The organism is Microcoleus sp. AT8-A3 (genome assembly GCF_036705675.1).
Classification (GTDB): domain Bacteria; phylum Cyanobacteriota; class Cyanobacteriia; order Cyanobacteriales; family Microcoleaceae; genus Microcoleus.
Genome location: NZ_JAUBVD010000025.1, coordinates 73,162 through 89,850 on the forward strand (window position 1 = coordinate 73,162; position 16,689 = coordinate 89,850).

18 protein-coding genes are annotated in these 16,689 nt (G+C 46.0%); 11 read left to right on the plus strand and 7 right to left on the minus strand.

Annotated features, from left to right (window positions below):
- Nucleotides 1-2: 2 nt before the first annotated feature.
- Nucleotides 3-338: a type II toxin-antitoxin system PemK/MazF family toxin gene (locus QUB51_RS16335; protein ID WP_333211411.1), complete on the plus strand. Its 336-nt coding sequence runs from the start codon at nucleotides 3-5 to the stop codon at nucleotides 336-338.
- Nucleotides 339-630: 292 nt separating this feature from the next.
- On the opposite strand, the gene QUB51_RS16340 is transcribed toward QUB51_RS16335, so the two are convergent.
- Entirely contained in the window at nucleotides 631-1,950 is a 1,320-nt protein-coding gene (locus QUB51_RS16340) for a serine/threonine-protein kinase (protein WP_333211409.1), read from the minus strand.
- A gap of 445 nt (nucleotides 1,951-2,395) precedes the next feature.
- Nucleotides 2,396-2,575, minus strand: a complete 180-nt coding sequence (locus tag QUB51_RS16345; RefSeq protein ID WP_333233521.1) for a transcriptional regulator — start codon at nucleotides 2,573-2,575, stop codon at nucleotides 2,396-2,398.
- Between the two features lie 200 nt (nucleotides 2,576-2,775).
- On the opposite strand from QUB51_RS16345, the gene QUB51_RS16350 reads away from it, so the two are divergent.
- From QUB51_RS16350 to QUB51_RS16370, 5 genes are all read left to right on the plus strand, one after another.
- Nucleotides 2,776-3,060, plus strand: coding sequence for a DUF2470 domain-containing protein (locus QUB51_RS16350; RefSeq protein ID WP_333262299.1), 285 nt, complete (start codon nucleotides 2,776-2,778; stop codon nucleotides 3,058-3,060).
- Nucleotides 3,061-3,249: 189 nt separating this feature from the next.
- The gene (locus tag QUB51_RS16355; protein WP_333211402.1) at nucleotides 3,250-4,887 is read left to right on the plus strand and encodes an AAA family ATPase; all 1,638 of its coding nucleotides are present in this window, start codon (nucleotides 3,250-3,252) and stop codon (nucleotides 4,885-4,887) included.
- Between the two features lie 340 nt (nucleotides 4,888-5,227).
- The gene (locus QUB51_RS16360) at nucleotides 5,228-6,328 is read left to right on the plus strand and encodes a DUF3616 domain-containing protein (RefSeq protein WP_333262296.1); all 1,101 of its coding nucleotides are present in this window, start codon (nucleotides 5,228-5,230) and stop codon (nucleotides 6,326-6,328) included.
- A 563-nt stretch (nucleotides 6,329-6,891) separates the two neighbouring features.
- Nucleotides 6,892-7,923, plus strand: a complete 1,032-nt coding sequence (locus QUB51_RS16365) for a glycosyltransferase family 2 protein (RefSeq protein ID WP_333262294.1) — start codon at nucleotides 6,892-6,894, stop codon at nucleotides 7,921-7,923.
- Between the two features lie 438 nt (nucleotides 7,924-8,361).
- On the plus strand, nucleotides 8,362-9,129 hold the full coding sequence (locus QUB51_RS16370; RefSeq protein WP_333056309.1) for a DUF1350 family protein: 768 nt from the start codon (nucleotides 8,362-8,364) through the stop codon (nucleotides 9,127-9,129).
- A gap of 317 nt (nucleotides 9,130-9,446) precedes the next feature.
- Here QUB51_RS16370 and QUB51_RS16375 read toward each other — a convergent pair whose 3' ends face one another.
- Entirely contained in the window at nucleotides 9,447-9,923 is a 477-nt protein-coding gene (locus QUB51_RS16375) for an ATP-binding protein (protein WP_333250722.1), read from the minus strand.
- A gap of 432 nt (nucleotides 9,924-10,355) precedes the next feature.
- On the opposite strand from QUB51_RS16375, the gene QUB51_RS16380 reads away from it, so the two are divergent.
- Nucleotides 10,356-11,492, plus strand: a complete 1,137-nt coding sequence (locus QUB51_RS16380; RefSeq protein ID WP_006632014.1) for a PP2C family protein-serine/threonine phosphatase — start codon at nucleotides 10,356-10,358, stop codon at nucleotides 11,490-11,492.
- 56 nt (nucleotides 11,493-11,548) lie between these two features.
- Here the strand turns inward: QUB51_RS16380 and QUB51_RS16385 are convergent, their stop codons facing one another.
- The 4 genes from QUB51_RS16385 to QUB51_RS16400 form a co-directional block, all read right to left on the minus strand.
- Entirely contained in the window at nucleotides 11,549-11,875 is a 327-nt protein-coding gene (locus QUB51_RS16385; protein ID WP_041623653.1) for an STAS domain-containing protein, read from the minus strand.
- Between the two features lie 239 nt (nucleotides 11,876-12,114).
- Complete coding sequence (locus QUB51_RS16390) at nucleotides 12,115-12,747, minus strand: helix-turn-helix domain-containing protein (protein ID WP_333211395.1); 633 nt, start codon at nucleotides 12,745-12,747, stop codon at nucleotides 12,115-12,117.
- A 425-nt stretch (nucleotides 12,748-13,172) separates the two neighbouring features.
- Complete coding sequence (gene dps / locus QUB51_RS16395) at nucleotides 13,173-13,721, minus strand: DNA starvation/stationary phase protection protein Dps (protein ID WP_333056306.1); 549 nt, start codon at nucleotides 13,719-13,721, stop codon at nucleotides 13,173-13,175.
- 95 nt (nucleotides 13,722-13,816) lie between these two features.
- Entirely contained in the window at nucleotides 13,817-14,077 is a 261-nt protein-coding gene (locus QUB51_RS16400; RefSeq protein ID WP_332985662.1) for a sulfiredoxin, read from the minus strand.
- A 270-nt stretch (nucleotides 14,078-14,347) separates the two neighbouring features.
- Here QUB51_RS16400 and QUB51_RS16405 point away from each other — a divergent pair, with 270 nt between their 5' ends.
- The 4 genes from QUB51_RS16405 to QUB51_RS16420 all read left to right on the plus strand — a co-directional run bounded on the left by QUB51_RS16405 (nucleotide 14,348) and on the right by QUB51_RS16420 (nucleotide 16,412).
- A complete protein-coding gene (locus tag QUB51_RS16405) occupies nucleotides 14,348-14,602 on the plus strand; it encodes a hypothetical protein (RefSeq protein ID WP_333211393.1) in 255 nt (84 codons plus the stop codon).
- 82 nt (nucleotides 14,603-14,684) lie between these two features.
- On the plus strand, nucleotides 14,685-15,773 hold the full coding sequence (locus tag QUB51_RS16410; protein ID WP_333056304.1) for an Hpt domain-containing protein: 1,089 nt from the start codon (nucleotides 14,685-14,687) through the stop codon (nucleotides 15,771-15,773).
- Nucleotides 15,774-15,778: 5 nt separating this feature from the next.
- Nucleotides 15,779-15,937 carry a hypothetical protein gene (locus QUB51_RS16415; RefSeq protein ID WP_333056303.1) on the plus strand — a complete coding sequence of 53 codons (159 nt, stop codon included), beginning with the start codon at nucleotides 15,779-15,781 and terminating at the stop codon, nucleotides 15,935-15,937.
- Between the two features lie 10 nt (nucleotides 15,938-15,947).
- Entirely contained in the window at nucleotides 15,948-16,412 is a 465-nt protein-coding gene (locus tag QUB51_RS16420; RefSeq protein ID WP_333056302.1) for a Fur family transcriptional regulator, read from the plus strand.
- Nucleotides 16,413-16,689: the final 277 nt, after the last annotated feature.

Below are 16,689 nucleotides of genomic sequence, written 5' to 3' on the forward strand. Positions count from 1 at the left end.
TAGTGTCTTTTAATCCTGGTGATGTGGTGACAGTAGATTTTCCTGGTGTCACTGGCATTAAACGTCGTCCGGCTGTAATTCTATCATCAGTTACCTATAACACAACCCGCTCTGATGTCATAGCTGGACTCCTTACTACACAGACCACTGCTTTAGGTTTAACTGATTATATACTCCAAGATTGGGCCGCAGCAGGTTTACGAGTCGCTTCAGTTTTTCGCAGTTTTATTGTCACTCTACCCCCATCTTCCAACTTAGTTCTAATTGGTCATCTGTCGGAACGTGACTGGAAGGAGGTTCGTGCTTGCTTGAAAGTCGCTCTTGCGGATTTGGGATGATATAGTTGTTACTGTTGGACTAATAGTCTCGAATTTAGAGTTGATTAGGACTTACACACTGACCAAAGAAACCGGGTTTTTACCGAATCTGCTGACTACAACCAAATATTTCGTAAAAAACCCGGTTTCTGAACCCCAAACAGTCTGTGTTTGCCAATTGCTATGACCCGAATTTCGCGAGTCTAGTGCTTGAAGAGTGATATCAAGGTGTAACACATATTGAAATGACTAAAAGCAGATAATTTCGTAAACAAAGGTTCGAGAAAAAAGACTTGACAAAGGGCTGAAATCGCTATAGATTACAGCTTACAGCTCTCGATGCGAGAGAACAGACCCACCCAAACCCCGCCCCCCCCCAACCACCATACCACCCCGCGTGCGCCAAAGCCCAAGGGAGGTGGCCTGCTTGTGCTGCAATCTTAAAGGTTAGGTTACTGTAGTCCAACCACTGTCCTCCTTTTCTCCAACCGACACGATCGCCTAGCTTGCATTCAGTGTCATAATCAACTTTACCGCCTACTTCCAACCAGATTTTTTTCTGGACGCTAAAGCCAAAGCGACCCTGACTGTATTTTACCCACAATTGGTCTATCGTCCGCAAATCATCGCAAGGAAAATTCTCGATAGATTCCTTTGTGAACCAACCTTCCTTCTCCTGTCTAGCAGCTTTTAGCATCACCTTGAGTGTTTCCTCATCCGCTTCTTTCCACTTCCCGGCCGCCAATAAATCCCGCAGACGAGTATAGTCAACACCCTGCGCTGATTTAAGCTGTACCGAAACACCGACAACCGTTGACGGAATCGGTTCCCGTAAATAACCCAACCAATCTTTCATCGACTGCGGCCGTTTTTGCGGATCGGATGCCATCCCTTTTTCTATTGCTAAACTCACCCAATCTTTCACCCCAAAATTTTTCGCAGGTGGCAATGCTTCATTCCTAAAATGCCGATTGAGGGAAGCTGTTGGCACTTTTCCCGTTACCGCATAATATAAAGATGCAGCTAAAGCGTAAATATCAACCGTTGGTTTACCACTACCTTCAATATGCTGTTCCCAAGGAGCAAAAGCAGGGTTATGAGGATGTCTGCTACTAATAATAGTTGGCATTAATTCATTCGCAAGACCAAAATCAATTAACACTGCTTGCCCGTTGGGACGCAACATAATATTACCCGGATGGGCATCTCGATGGACAATTCCGGCTTGGTGAACATCACTTAATGCTTCTCCAATTTGGCGGATAATTGCCACTGCTTCTGTATCAGGGAGTCGCCCCCGTTGCCGTACTGTATCAAATAAACTTTGACCGACGATTAAATCCATTACCAAACAGTGAAGGCCTTTTTCCTCAAACAAATCGCTAATGCGGACAATTCCAGGATGTGCGTTTTGGCAAAATTTTGCTAAGATTTGCCCTTCGCGGATAAATCTGCGAACAAAGTTGGCGTATTCCGGGTCATTTTGCAAACTCAGATTCGGTGTTTTGAGGACAACTTGATAGTTAAGTTGCAAGTGTGTGGCCTTGTAAGTCATGCCAAATCCCCCCATTCCCAGGATGGTGTCAATGCGGAAAGGGCGAGTTTTGAGGATTTGTCCGGGTGTCCACAGCATGGCAGGTTGTTTAAATTCTATTTAGTTGCTAATTATGATAAACTGTCTCGCCTTTAAGAAACAATGAAAAGGAAGCATTCTCAGGATTTAGGCACTCCGATTCAAGAAACCGGGTTTTTAGAGAATCTCTCGGTGACAATGCGTGTTATCGTAAAAACCGGGTTTCTGGACTAAAGTCCTTACTACAAACAAAAATATGTTTCTCAATTCAAGTAGTTGTTTTAACTGGATGCACTGGAAAGAAAACAGCCGGCGAGACACTGAAAAACTCTGCAAGTTTTTGTATGTGTTCAGTTGTAAGTTTACGCTTTTCATGGAGGATATCTGAGACAATTGACTCGGTTTTAAAAATAGGAACTAGGTCTTTTTGTCTCAGGTCAAATTCTTCGATTAAAGCTTTTAACAGTTCTATCCCATAAATGTCAGGTATGGGTTCTCAAGTTTGCTAGTATTCATAAACGAGAGTTCCAAGTACGTTTAGATAGTCGCGTTCGTCGGGAGTCAGTTCGCCTTTATCCAACAAAGAGTCGATTGCTTCTTGAGTTGCCATTAACTCCTCCTCAGCACTTATGGGTCGCGGCGGAAATGTTTTGAGTAGTTCGATATAAGCGCTAGATTTTTTCATGTGATTATGCACTATTAAGAAAGTAATATTTTATCATTATAGTTGAAAGATGGCATTTTTAAAACCGCAGATTAACGCCGATTTACGCGGATAGAATTTAGTTATTTATCCCTCATAACTCTTGAGGCAATTGATCGCGGTTGAAAACTTTGTACCGATCGCAGTACAATCGATCGATATTGCATCTGAGGAATCTCCCCATGTCAGAACAGTTTTCCACTGAGATTAGCGATCGCATCTGCACTCACATGAACGAAGACCACGCTAGTGCTGTAGTGCTATATGCTCAAGCATTTGGCGGCCAACCAGAGGCGACAGAAGCTCAAATGCTCGCTATTGATGCCAACGGCATGGATTTAACCGCTAAAGTCAATGACGAAACAGTGCCTGTCAGAGTAAATTTCGATCGCACTTTAACCGATGCCGAAGATGCTCACCATACTCTGATTGAAATGGTGAAACAAGCTCGAAAAGCTGCTAAGTAGCCAACTGCTCACGATTCTGTTATAATTTTAACGTTCGCAGTACGGACTTTAGTCCGGCTAAATAGTTGTTAAGGACTAAAGTCCTTACTACTAACCTTTAGTTCGGTTAAATCCTTTTTAAGGACTAAAGTCCTAACTGCAAACAAAATATTTAATAAGGTTGAATATATATTTAAGATATCCAATAAAATGACAGAAAATTACCCAAACCCCAAAGAATTAGATGTCGTCAATGGCAGTAAAAATAACCATTTCGAGGCACTGGTAAAACGACTAGATTTGATGATTCGCGCCCGCTATTCGCTGCTGTACATTGTCGGCGCGGAGGAAGAACCAGTCGAAGCCGTAATTGCCCAAGTAGCGCTGCAAGTAACTCCCGCGCGCCGGGTGTTGTTCTGGGATCTTGTGCGGGGCTGGGAGGATAACGGTTCTGGGAAAGGTTCGGTAATGGCGGCGCTCGATCGCGTCAGCAAAACTGCTGTTGAAGAATATACCATATTTGTACTGCGGGATTTGCACCCTATTTTGAAATATCCCTACACCGAAAAAAATGCGGCGGTAGTGCGGGAATTGCGGAATTTAACGCGGGAATTGAAGCGTAGCAAAAAAACTATAGTTCTTACTTCTCACACCCTGGAATTGCCGGAGGAATTGAAAGAAGAAGTCACAGTAATTGATTTTCCTTTGCCCAACGTCCAAGAAATCGACAGTTTAATTTCCCACGTTGTAGAAAAACCGCAACAGTTGCAAGTTAGCGGTTTAGCAAGGGAACAATTGGTTAAAGCTTGTCAGGGTTTGAGTCGCGCTAGAATCGGGCGGGTTTTGGCTAAAGCTTTGGCCGCCAAACAGCAAATTAACGAGTCAGATATTGACGGAGTTTTGGAGGAAAAACAACAAGCAATTCGCCAAACGGGAATTTTGGAGTTTTTCAACTCCAGAGAATCCCTAAAAAGTGTGGGCGGGTTGGAGAATTTGAAACAGTGGGTAAAGATGCGGCAAGATGCTTTTACTGATGAAGCGCGTCGCTACGGTATACCGAATCCGAAAGGAGTTTTGTTAGTAGGAATTCAAGGAACGGGCAAATCTTTATCGGCGAAAACAATAGCCTCAGAATGGCGTTTGCCACTGTTGCGATTGGATACTGGAAGATTGTTTGGCGGCGTGGTCGGGGAAAGCGAAAGTCGCGTCAGGCAAATGATACAATTAGCAGAGGCGATCGCACCTTGCGTTTTGTGGATCGATGAAATAGATAAAGCCTTCGGCAACATTATCAGCGGCAGCGACGGCGATTCGGGAACTTCGCGCCGGGTATTCGGCAGTTTGATTACTTGGATGCAGGAAAAAACCAGTCCGGTGTTTATCGTCGCAACTGCAAATAACGTGCGGATTTTGCCGGCAGAGTTGCTGAGAAAGGGCAGGTTTGATGAAATTTTCTTTTTGAATTTGCCCTCAGAATCGGAACGGCAAGATATCTTTAAAGTGCATTTGCAGCGTTTGCGGCCAACTAGATTGCGCGAGTTTGATTTGGGAGTTTTGGCGAAACGCGCTGAGAATTTTAGCGGTGCAGAAATTGAACAAGTCGTAATAGATGGATTGTATCGAGCCTTTGGCACTTTTGTCAACGGACAGCGCCGGGATTTGATGACCGAGGATATTTTAAGGTCGATCGAGGATACAGTACCTTTAGCTGCGATCGCGCGATCGCAAATTGAAGATTTGAAGCGCTGGGCGGCGGAAGCGGGCGCGAGAACAGCATCTAACGATACTCATTTAATTGATGAATTGAAACGCTACAGCCAGCGGCGAAGAGATGCGATCGACAATTAACTTAATTTCTAGGGTGTCTCAGTTCATATCTAATTTATTCTCGGAAAATTTATAGCCACCGCCTTGGCGGTTACGACGATATCGATTGCTGAAACCCTTGCTCTGATTACCTCTGCCTCCTGCTTCCTGCCTCAAGCCTTCTGCCTTCTGCCTCCTGCTATACATCTGACGCACCTTCCTAATCCCATGGTGCGTCAGTTGATGCCTGATTAATTCTCCCAAATATCTCCCGTTATGACGCACCCTACTACTATAGCTATTACACCTGTGGCAAGATATCAATTTTAAGCATATTTAGCTATAATGACTGACCATAACAATAGTTTTAGTGCTAATAATTATGCCAGAATCTTTTTTGCTCGGTCGGCTGCTGCTGCAATTCACCAGCGAAGCCGCGGATATCATTACAGACTTATCCGCTGTTGCTTTAACTCCAGACGGCCATTTGTGGCTGGGTTCCGATGAAACGACTTCGATCGAGCGTTTGTCGCCTGTCGCCCCTCATATTTTTGGAGAACATCAAAAATTTGCGATCGCAGATTTTATAGATTTATCTGGAGAATCTGAAATCGATATTGAAGGAATTGATTTCAGCAACGATTATCTTTGGGTAGTCGGTTCTCACAGCACCAAACGCAAGAAAGCTAAAGGCAAAGACCCCGGTAAAGACATTGAAAGATTAGCAGAAATCGTCACAGAAGTCAACCGCTATTTACTGGCGCGCATTCCTATGAAAGACGGGATTTTGTGCGAGTCAATTCCCGATTCAGACAATCCCGAAATTCAGCAGACAGTGGGATGCCTGCAGCGGACAGAAACAGGCAATTTGCTGACAGACGCGCTCAAAGATGACACCCACCTCGGTCTATATTTATCTGTGCCGATTCCGAGTAAAGAAAATGGCTTTGATATTGAAGGGTTGGCGGTGCGCGGAAATCGGATTTTTCTTGGTTTGCGGGGGCCGGTGCTGCGGGGTTGGGCGATAATTTTAGAGATAGAAGTTGAAGAGGCAGAACCGGGAGTTTTAAGGCTTAAGGCTATTGGGGAAGGAGAGAAATTATACAAGAAACATTTTGTTGATTTGAACGGTTTGGGGGTGCGAGAATTGTGCTGGAATGGAGAAGATTTGATGGTTTTAGCCGGGCCGACGATGACTTTATCTGGGGCGATGAGGGTTTTTCGGTTAAAGGGAATTTTAGGGCGATCGGGCGACAGTATTACGGGGCAAGATGGGGGAGATTTGGAGGTATTGTTTGACTTGCCTTTTAAGGTGGGTACGGACAATGCTGAGGGATTGAGCCTGTTTCCCTATTTGGGAGGGCAGAATTCGCTGTTAGTGGTTTACGATTCGCCGGATGCGGGAAGAATGGTGGAGGAAAATGCTATTTTTGCTGATGTTTTTAAATTAGGTTCGTATAGCGATTCTCAAGGAATTGTGTAAGTGTTGTAGGGCCAAAACTCGCGCCCGGTTGCCCCGATCCTTGGGGGTAGGCATTCTTGGCACTACCCCTACATATTTGTACAACTGATTTAAGATTGCTGTAGTAAAGTTTCACACTCCTAAATTCCCGGTTTTGGCGGTCGAAAAAATATGATTAGCTATTAACAGAAATCGAACTGAGTCAGAAACCAATTTTTGTGTAGCTGCATACTTCTCAAACCAATGATTTTGGGTGATGCCGGGTTTTTCTGGGTAAGTCCTATTTAACAAAAAAAAAGATGCGATCGAATTTAGGACAACTCCAGTCCCCAGAAAAATCCCTCAATCCCTCGCACCCGTGGCTTTTGTGTCAAAAAAATTGGCCGCCAAATCATAGTCTGCACTCCGCCTGCTAAGGGCTGTTGCCTCCTTATGGTAGATAACACTGACGTGGTAAACCTGTTATATTGGCAGTATGTAGGCAAGTTTCCTGACTACAGGTACTTGCACGTAAAGGAGTCAGAGTGTCTGCTTCGAGACTATACTTCGGCGAATAACTACCAAACCACACCTTAATGCAAGTTATGAACAGCCAAAAAGTCAGCGTCATCATTCCTGCATTCAATGCTGCCGACACTCTGGCCGAGACAATTGCCTCCGTACTCAATGGTACCCACAAGAATTTAGAAATTTTAATTGTTGATGACTGCTCTACTGACGCTACTGACAAAGTTGCTGCTAAGCTGGTAGAGCAAGATTCGAGAATTCAATACTTCAGAAATCCCGAAAATTACGGGGTTTCTAAGTCGAGAAATTTAATGATGTATCGCGCCACAGGCGAGTATGTAGCGTTTATCGACAGCGACGATACCTGGGAACCCAATAAGTTAGAAGTTTGCCTGAAAATGCTCGCAGACAATCCCGAAGTCAAAGCTGTCGCTCACGCTTTGCGGTATTTAGACAAGCGTGGCAACAAGTTGAGTTATATTCCCACCTATCCTACAACTAAAGCAGAAATGCAGGCGATTAAGGAGACAGGCGAAAGTCCTTGGGTTTTCCCGTCTTCTGTTGTAGTCGATCGCTCTATTCTACTCCAAGAAGGCGGGTTTCCAGAAGATTGGGAGGTAGGAGAAGATACAGAATTATTTACTAAAGTTGCTCAAAAGTATGGCTTGCTAGCGGCGACAGAACCTTTGGGAAATTATCGAATTAGAGGGAACTCTCTCACAGATAAGCACTGGCTCAAAAAGCGCATAGCTTCTGATTGTGTCAAGGAAAACCAACTGCGGCGCTTGCGGGGAGAAAAAGAGTTATCACTCCACGAGTACGAAGAGTTATGTTTTAAGAATTTGCCGCTTTTGCAAAGGCTGAACAAATTTCGAGAAGTTTTGGCACTGCACTACATGAGAAAGCTGGGACAAAGTTGGTTAAATCGGGAGGTGTTGCCGACTATTGTTTACGGCATCGCTACCACAGTGCTCAATCCTCAAGCTACTGTCAACAAGTGGAAATGGATGAAGACTCACGAAAAGTTGAGTCATCAAACGGCAGAAGGTATTGGTCATTCGCCAGAATTAAACCCCCAGCGATCGTCTGAAATCGGGGGGCTGTCCTAAAGGATGTTATAGTTGTATAGCCGAATCGAAGCCGATCGCCCAGGGGCTGATTAATACGCGATATTGGGGGTTTGGAGCCGTATTTGACTGTTAATATCCTGTCGGGTGAATTACCCGCGATACCAGCTACAGCGGCTTGCAGCCGTGCGATAGGACACGATATACAAATCTTTGAAAGCCGCGGATGTCAGCCTTGATTTATTCTGCCACTAGCTTCAACCCTATACAGCTTGCAAATAGCAGCGATCGCCAGCCGTGCTATTTACCCCCACAACAGTTAGAATAAATAATGTATAAGTAAAAAAGAAAGTTTTTGGAATTTAAAAATGGGTAGCAAACCCCTTTTTGATGCAGAAAATAAAAGCAAAAATTTATCCAACATTCTGCCTTTTACCTTCAGAGAACGATCGCCTTTTTATTTATTATTAGATTGAATTTATGGACTGGCAAGAAATTTCAGGCAATTGGGTATTAATTCCTTCAAGACCGATCGCGATCGTGCATTTTCTCGGCGGTGCATTTGTGGCGACAGCACCGCAAGTGACCTATCGCTGGCTGTTAGAGGCTTTGGGAAACCAAGGATATCTTGTAGTCGCAACGCCGTTTGTCAATACTTTGGATCATATTGCGATCGCCCGCGATGTCCTCAACAAATTTGAAAATGCCCTCGATCGGCTGCGCGCCACTAAATTGCTCAAATCTTCGTATCTCCCCATCTACGGCATGGGACACAGCATGGGATGCAAACTGCACTTGCTGATCGGTTCTGTGTTTGACATAGAAAGGGCAGGCAATATTCTGATTTCTTTCAACAATTATGCGGCATCCGAAGCAATCCCGATCGTCGAGCAAATTTCCCCCGTCTTTAACGTCGAGTTTACCCCTTCCCCGCAAGAGACTAATCGCCTCGTCCAAAATAGCTATCAAATCCGGCGCAATCTTTTAGTCAAATTTAACGGTGACAACATCGACCAAACCCTGCTGTTGACCAAACTGCTAAAAGCACGATTTCCCGACATGATTACCGTTCAGACTCTGGCGGGCAACCATCAAACGCCCTTGGGCCAAGATGTTAGCTGGCCTGTGGGTCAAATTTTTACGCCCTTCGACGCGATCGGGCAGTGGGTCAAACAAGAAGTGTATCGAGAATTAAATGAATTAAAACGGACAATTCTGCTGTGGCTTAATCCTCTGTCCCGCGTTTAAAAGCTTCTAAGGATCGCGAATTAAATAACTTACAATTTTAATTGTTATTGTGGGATGGGCGTCCCGCCCGTCATGAGTGGACGGGCTATAAGAGCCCATCCCACAAACTTGTGGAAGTTATTTAATTCTCATTCCTAAGCTGTTCGGCATTTAAAAGACGATAGTAGGGGGCCCAGCGTACAGAAGTGTTTCCCGCATAAGCGCGTAAGTGTTATAACTGACGCACCATACAAGCCTCGTTACTGGTTTAAATGCTCCACAGCTTAAAGCCTATTAACCAGAAAGTTCCATCAGCAGTTGCCAACAAAATATCAGCTTCATCGATCGTCGATACAGGGCGAATAATTTTTGACCATCGACAAACAGTTCCGTCCATCAGCCGTTCTCTCGTAACTAATACTGTCTGCGATGTCTTTGATTAATTTTAGCCCCCGCCCGCCCGGAGAGTGAATATCGACTTTTTCCGAAATATCTTTGATTTTTGTCTCTAAATCAAACGGATCGCCCGAATCCCAAATTTTAATCTCTAAAGATTCAGCGAACACCGCCACCTGAATGTCAACAGGCAAATCCGCTGGTTTGCCCTTGTGGGCGTGACGCACCGCATTCGTAAAGCCCTCAGCCAAAGCCAACTGACACCTGATCCACACACTTGTAGGGATTCGCGAGTCGTACAATTGTGCAAACCACGACAAAACCCAGCTTAATCCATTCAGACCTGTATTGACTTGAAGATCCGCTTTTTTTAGCATCGGCAACTTTTCGGAACCCTTTAATTCAATCACGCTCACCACACAAGTTCTTCATCGGCCGGTGGGCAAAATACAACGAGACAAAATACAACCAGATAAAATACCACGAGACAAAGTATAACGGCGGCCAAATTGAATGGTTGTTTGAGGATACTAGCTTTGGTGGGCCGTCGATCGATGTTTAATCCACTAATCGGTTAGCCATTATACCATAAATAGCACTTCCATGTCAACCATCGCCTGTGGCAAATAAAAGTCTATAAAAATTTATATTCTGAGTATAAACTGAGTGAAGTTCGATCGCGCCAAATTTCTATCAAATTTTAACGTAAATTGAACTCAACGACCCGCCCTCAAAAGCAATTACCTCGAAAGCGATGTCAATCAACTATACTCAATCTCAGACAAGGGCGCTGACAGGATATATTTTAAATGACCCCCAGACCTTGAAAAACTTGTAGTACCTAAGTGCCCATGTTTCAAATTCTGGTTATTGACGATGATACGGCTGTTCAAGAACTGCTGAGAAGAACCCTGAAAAAACAGGGTTACGAAGTAACAGTAGCAAGCAATGGCGAAGACGGTGTAGCCCAGGCGCAAAAATTGCGTCCGGCCCTGATAATTTGCGATTGGATCATGCCGCGCTTGACCGGCATAGATGTTTGCCGTCGAGTCAAGGCAGATCCGGATCTGTCAACTACACAATTCTTTTTGTTGACTTCTTTGGGTTCGATCGCCGATCGAGTCAAAGGCCTCGACGCCGGTGCCGACGATTTTATCTCAAAGCCGATCGAACTCAACGAGTTACAGGCAAGAGTACGCGCGGGATTGAGGCTGCACCAACTCAGCCGAGATTTGAAAATAGCCAAGCAAAGTCTGGAAGCAGAGTTAGCCGAGGCCGCCGAGTACGTGCAATCGCTGTTGCCAGATCCGATGACGGAACCTTTCAGCATCGAAGCAAAATTCATTCCCTCCCGGCAGTTGGGGGGAGATTGCTTCGACTACAACTGGCTAGATGCCGATTATTTGGCGATTTACTTGCTCGACGTAGCCGGTCACGGTTTGCGGGCGGCGCTGCCTTCGGTGGCCGTGCTGAATTTGCTGCGATCGCGCACGCTCCCCAACATAGACTACTACAAACCCAGCGACGTGTTGCGCGCCCTGAACACCACCTTCCAGATGAGCTACCAAAATGACAAGTATTTCACCATCTGGTACGGCGTTTACAACCGCATTTCTCGCCAGCTAGTTTATGCCAGCGCCGGCCATCCACCGGCAGTGTTAATTTCCCAGTCCCCTGCGAGCACCGCTAAAATCCAGCGATTAAAAACCCCCGGAATGCCGGTCGGGATGTTCCCTGACGCCCCCTATGTCGATAATTGCTGCGATGTCGAGGATTTGAGCACTCTCTACATCTTTAGCGACGGGGTATACGAGATCCACCAACCTGACGGCAATATCTGGGGGCTTGACCCTTTCGTAGATTTGTTAGCAGCTTACAACGGTGCAAGTGCCGACCAGTTAGAGCTGGTTTTGAACTACATTCAAAAGTTGAACGCTAAAGCAGTTTTTGATGATGATTGGTCTTTACTCAAGGTAAACTTTGGCTAGCTGACTTCTTGCAGTGCATCTGTGACAAAATAGCAAGAAGACAGCAGCCCAAAGATTTAGTTAGTTGAGAGAATTTTGCTATTAAAAGCATCGCGGGTCTGAAATATCTCGAAAACTCGATCCATGCTGGTGAGTTCAAATAAAATGCGGATTTGCTCGTTGATAGAACAGACAACTAATTGACTCCCAGCGGCCCGGACTGTTTTAAGCGCCAAGACTAAAGCGCCTAAACCAGAACTATCCATAAATGTCACATCAGTGAAGTCTATCAATACCACATCGGCTCCCGCTTCCACGAGGTCGCTAATCTCTTGGCGGAATTGACTTGCCTTGGTGCCGTCTAAAATGCCAGAGGGCTGAATAATTTTAACTACAGGACTCATATTTTGCGGTGGGAATGTCAGAATTTCTAGCCAGACTAGGCTAGTATAGCTGCGAGATGGACTCCGAGCCAAATAAGAGAGGGGGAAAGCGCCAGAGCCTGAGAGCGGGAGAATAGTTTTGAGTGCAAAAGATGGTGCTCGTCGCGGATCTTAAGGCCGATCGCAGTCGCAGCGCTTCGCCGGGAGTGAATTTTGAGAGGGGGACAATCTTTGTTCTGCCGAATGCCTTCTGGTATGAATCAAACTGGGCTAACTTTGGCGCGGTAGAGCAGTTTTTCACCTTGTCTGTAGCCTGTGTAGCGGACTGTGACGGGTTCTCCGGGTTCGGCTGTTCCTTCCATTAGCTGGTGCTGTTGGGGGTTGTAGGGAATCTCGGCTCCGACTGGGGCGATCGACTCCACTCCCCAATGCTCTAATAACTGCTCGACTGGCCGCAGCAAGGGCAGTAGTTTCTGAGCCCGCAAGTTGTGATTTTCCTGAGCTTTGCTCGCAGCAGTCGGCCACTGCAACATCCAAGATTCTAAAATTTGCAGGCTAGATAGCTGGAATTCCTGCATCAAAGATTCTCGCTGCTGTTCGATCGAAGCTTGCAGGCGCTGATATTCTTGTTCTAGGGCTGTCGGTGGTGTCTTTTCTAAATCTACATAGTTTGGCGCCAAGGTTGCGAGCAGTTCGGTTAAGGAAATTTGCAAAGCTTGACTAATTTTGAGCAGGATGTCGGCTCGGGTTTGCAAAGCTAAGCCGCGACGCAGGCGACTTAGCTGGATCTCGGAAACTCCTGCTTTTTGGCTGAGTTCTCGATCGCTCGAAAGCCCCGCCTGTTCCATCAGGCGTTGCAGTTGAAGAGCATAATCTGGAATATTGGCAGTCACGAAAAACTCATCCAAATTAACTATTAGCCGGGAAGTCCCTCGGTATATTTAGAGGGGATTAATCTGAGCACTCGGCCCCGTACCCCGTTGGGAATTACTCCTTGGGATGAAAGGCTCGTCGGGTTTCGGTACCGAAACCGACAATTATTCTTTTATACCCCAAGATGCTCTGGAAATACTCTGATACTATATTAGCAAGTGGAGGTGGAACTACCTCACTATAAAAAGCCTTTGAAAAAAAGGAACAAGAAGCCTGCGGTCTAACTGTACTCAGTTGACCGTCAGGTTTGTTCACTAAATGGACATATTCTCGATCCTAAGCTGTCAGGAGCCTTAAGGAAATACATCTGTGGGGCGGGCCCAACAGCCCGCCCCACAAGAGTTTGGCGATTTATGAAGATGCAAGTTCAATTATTGAAAGTGTGCTATTTGACGGCAACTTTTGCAGCGGCAGCTGTTGCAGTTGTCGCAGAACCTTGCAAATGCGCTTCTAGGAACCACAAACGCTTGTCAATTGTCCGCGAAATTTCGGTGTACAAATCCGCTGTATCGGCATCGCCGAGTTCGTCTGCTTTGTCGATGGCGACTCGCAGGTGTTGGGCGTAGGGTGCGTAGCGATCGGCTAAAGCCGTCACATATTCTTTCCCGTCTAAAATGTCGAAAGGAAATTCTGGCAAAATCGAATCAGCAGCGGCTGTGCGGGCTGTTCCTACAGCCAAACCGCCCAAAGCTGTGACTCGTTCTGCAACCGTATCAACGTATTCTTCGAGTTCTGTTGCCATTTCGTCAAATAGCAAGTGCAACTGATAGAAGTCCATGCCTTTGACGTTCCAGTGAGCTTGCTTGACTTGAGTTTTTAAGTCCAGAGTCGTTGCTAGCGTTGCGTTGAGCAGCCCGACTACTTGAGAGCGGGTGGCGGCTGACATATCGATGCGGGTGGGGTAAAGATGTTGTTTGTGGTTGTTGGTAGTCATAGGTTTTTAGCTTGTTATTAGTGATTGTCGATCGAATATATTAGAAAGCTTTGGGCGATCGAATATTTGCCTGTCATGAATTTCTGTTGAGAGGCTCAGGCTAAGTGCATCTGCAACACGGTACGGGGAGCTCGGCGTACATTACAGCGGATAGTTTCTAAACCGAGACGCTGGCAAGCTTCGTACCGATGGCAACCGGAAAATCCGTAATACTGACCATCTACTTCTAGCACGTCGATGGGTTCGTTTAAACCTACCTCGCGGATGGATTCCATAAGGGCGGCGACTTTGGTTTGGTCGTTGACTCGCGGCAGGGGGCGGCGAATCTGGTTGAGGGGAATTTCTTCTATCCTCATGGCGGCTCTCTTTTTTGCTTATGGTTAAATCATACTCGTTATGACTTCGTTTTGTCAATAAACATAAAGACTTACGCAAAAACATGGTTTCAGCTCCGAATATGGGGGTTAGAAAATCCCAACTACTGCTATCTGGCCCGGAACTCCCAGACAAATAGCTATGAATGGGCAACACTGAGCACAGGCAGGATTTTTCATGCCTTTCGATAGATCGATCGACCTCAACGTTCTAGGTACAGTGGGAGAAAAGATAAATTGTGGCTTGAAATTATGGCATCCTCCCAACCCCTCAAAGGCATTGAATTGATCGACTGCGCCAAAGCTAACGCCCAACAAGGAATCGCCACAGCCGCGAAGCTCTGCGGCTACGGAAGCGACCTCAACACCTTCGAGCGGGAACTGAAAAAGGCTTGCCAAGACATCGGCGTCGAAGTCAAGGAGTTAAACGACTTGATTACGACTCAGCAGATGATGAAACAAGGAATGGGTATTGAAGTCGCTCCAGATACTCCCTCAGAACTCTAGGCTCAATCTCCACCGCAGCAGTTTGAGAGCTAAGATTGCCCTCACACCCGTATTTTGAGTCTGCTAGCTGAGGCAGGCTAGAATGTTTTGCATGGGAGCTTCCGACTTTTGGCAGGAGTCGTGTTTTCTCCCGCGAAGAGGGTGCTTTCTGGAGGGTGCACAGATTGTTAGGAGGACTGTCGTGTCAGATCAGCAAGACCGAATAATGCGTTTGTTTATAGAGGAGGCTAAGGAGCACCTCGATACTCTAGAAAATGGTTTAGTGGATTTGAAGTCCACGATGAAAGACCCCGAAAGCGTCCAAGAGATGTTTCGAGCTGCCCATTCGGTAAAAGGAGGGGCGGCTATGCTTGGCTTAGATAGTATTAAAACAACCGCTCACCGCTTGGAAGATTGTTTTAAGGTGCTCAAGGACGGGCCAGTTAAGCAGGTTGACCAAACGGCAGAATCCCTATTTTTAAAGGGAGTTGATACGCTTAAGGACTTGCTGGGGCGACTGGAGGGGCCTTTCGGCTTGAGGAATGAGGAGGGAGAAAAACTCGTGCAGCAGGTGATGCCTGTTTTTGCTCAACTCGAAACTCACCTCGATAAATTGGCGTCGGGTAAAGTGCAGGTGGTTGCTGCTGGGTCTGGTACGCCCGCCGCTCCAACAGCGGGCGCTGTGCCGCCAAATTTTGCTGTTGAAGTGATGACTTTACTCAAAGAAATGTTGCAGGTGTTCAAGCAGAAAGAATCGGCTGCTAGTCGCTCTGAGTTGACGGCTGTGTGCGTTCGCCTCTATAAGTTGGGAGGTAAAATAGAGACTTGGCAAAATTTAGTAAAAACAGCTAGAGCAGCGATCGTTAATCCCAAAAACTCTTATAAAGTCTTAGCTCCGTTGATTATCAAAGAACTCAAGGAAGCTGGCGATTTAGTACAAGTGGGGAAAGTTAAGACGATCGTTCCGAGTAAAAATTTGCTACTTTTGGCAGCAAGCCCAAAACCAGCCCCAGCAGCCCCAGCAGCCCCAGCAGCCCCAGCAGCCCCAGCAGCCCCAGCCTCCGCGTCGAAGCAAGTCGCACTTCCCGCCGAACCGAAGGCGGTAGTCAAGCTTTTGCTCAAAACTTTCAACAAAAAGCAACTTTCGGAAATCGCCAAGTTACTGGTTAACGCCATCAAATCCTCGAACTAGGATGTGTGGCAGTAGAAGATAGAGTTGAGCAGCAACTCGAAAAAATTCACTCATTCGAGATTTTTGCCCTCTACCTTCTACTGTTGGGCAACCCTGCGTTAGAATTAGTGAATATATCGGCGTGCAATATTGTACCAGAATTAAAAATCGAGCAGGCTTTATAAGGCGGTAGCTGTGAAACCAATTAGTTCATTAGAAGATGCTTTAAACCGCTGTCAGGCGATGGGAATGCGCTTGAGCCGCCAGCGTCGATTTATTCTAGAACTTTTGTGGGAGGCAAAAGAACACCTCTCTGCTCGCGAAATCTACGATCGCCTCAACAAACAAGCTCATTCGATCGGGCATACTTCTGTTTATCAAAATCTAGAAGCTTTGTCGAAAGCAGGGATTATTGAGTGCATAGAACGCTCGGAGGGACGCTTGTACGGCAATGTCAGCGATTCTCACTCTCATGTCAATTGTCTTGATACGGCTCAGATTCTCGACGTTCATGTGGAATTGCCGATCGACTTGATCGAGCAAATTCAAGAGCAAACGGGTGTCAAAATAGTAGACTACCGGATAGATTTCTACGGATACCGATCGGCCGAGTCCGCCACCCAAGCATCGAGTGTCAGCGATACGTCAAAGGCTTCGTAACGGATAAAGCAGCGGCTGTTGGAAGCAAAGCCGATATTTGTACTGAGCCGATCGGTGGTATAAAATGATTTAAGTATTTAGCTGGGTTCGATCGGGCTTTTTGCCGTCGCCAGCCGGAATTCGGCACAGTAGAAAAAAAATGAAAACAGAAAAATGAAACTCGATCGGCAAGTTTGGCGATCGGGAATAAAATTTACGACTAAGGATCGCGAATTAAATAACTTACAATTTTAATTGTTATTGTGGGATGGGCGTCCCGCCCGTCCAAAAAGGACGG